This window comes from Mycobacterium sp. TH-M15, assembly GCF_057473705.1.
In genome coordinates this window covers 1-1,512 of the sequence record NZ_JBYCLB010000094.1, presented here as the reverse complement: position 1 = coordinate 1,512, position 1,512 = coordinate 1, and the positions used below count along the sequence as shown (strand labels likewise).

Annotated in this window: 1 protein-coding gene; it reads left to right on the top strand. The window is 72.6% G+C overall.

Features of this window, described 5'->3' with window-relative positions:
- On the top strand, nt 1-1,512 hold a 1,512-nt coding region (locus tag AC2VNT_RS02350; protein WP_486945324.1), incomplete at both ends, for a lysophospholipid acyltransferase family protein.

Genomic DNA, 1,512 nt, shown 5'->3' with positions numbered 1-1,512 from the left:
ACGCATGCCTTGTTCCACGGCAACTGGCTCGACACCGGCGATTTGGGATACACCGCCGGCGCCGACGTCTACGTCACCGGACGGGTCAAGGACGTGATCATCCGGGCGGGCCGCAACCTGCACCCGACCGAACTCGAGGAAGCCGTCGGCAACCTCGACGGTGTCGGGAAGGGATGCGTGGCGGTGTTCGCCTCACCCGACCCCGCGGGGGGACCGGAACGGCTCGTCGTGATGGCCGAGACCCGGGCCGCCGACGAGGCCGCCCGCGCCGCGCTGCGCGCGCAAATCCAGTCCACAACCGTCGATCTGCTCGGCGTGGCCGCCGACGACGTGGTGCTGGCGCCACCGCGCACGGTGCTGAAGACCTCCAGCGGCAAGATCCGGCGGGCGGCCAGCCAGGCGGTCTACCGCACCGGCAGGATCGGCGCCCGGCCGCATGCGGTGTGGTGGGAGCTGGCCCGGCTGCGTCTCCGCGGCGCGGCACCGTCGCTGCGCCGGGCGCGGAACGCGGCGGCGGCCCTGGCCTTCGCCGCCTACGCGTGGGTCGTCTACACGCTGCTCGGCCTGGCGGTCGCGGTGTCGGTGCTGCTGCTGCCTCGACCGCGCTGGCGCTGGTGGGTGGCCCGGACATCGGTGCGGATGCTGGCCCGCCTCACCCGGACGCCGGTCACCACGCAGGGACTCGACCACCTCCCGGCGGGGGTCTGCATCGCGGTCGTCAACCACCTCAGCTGGATCGACGGTCTGGTGCTGGCTTCGGTGCTGCCGCGGGCGTTCCGCTTCGTGGCGGCCGAAGCGCTCGAGCATCAGGGGCTCAACGGGTTCGTGCTCCGGCGGCTGGGCCATCAGTTCGTCGAACGCCACGTGCGCGAACGCAGCCTGGCCGACGCCGACCGGCTGGCGGTCCTGGTGCGGGCCGGGCACTCGCTCGTCGTCTTCCCCGAAGGCCGGCTGGCCCGGGCGCCCGGGTTGCGGCCTTTCCACATGGGCGCTTTCGTGGTGGCCGCCGAAACCGGGGTGCCCGTCGTCCCGATGGCGATCCGCGGCACCCGAGCGATTCTGCGCCCGGAGCACCACTTTCCGCGGCGGGGAGCCGTCGGCGAGCCGATCCAGGCGGGGGGCTCGGACTGGCCCGCGGCCGTCGGTCTGCAGCGGGCCGCGCGCGCCGCCGTCCTGCAGATGTCAGGCGAGCCGGACGTCGAACGACGTTGCGCCCGAGGTGCTAAGAGCGCGAATCCCGATAGGCGCGCACCGCCTCGGCGGGTTCCACCAGGGCTGCGCGGACGCCTTGCCTGCGCTTGTTGCGGCACGCCGCCGCACGCAGCGCGACTATCGCCGCAATCACCTGGCAACCGACGGACTGCTGGTATTCCCGCAGGTACTGGACCCGGCGCGGGTCGTCCTCCGCCAAGTGGTGGGTCAGCGGATGCGGCGTGTTCCACACCGCGTTCTGCGCAGCCTCCCCGACGGCGATCTCGAAGTCGTTCCGGGTCATTGTCAGCTTGGACGAAT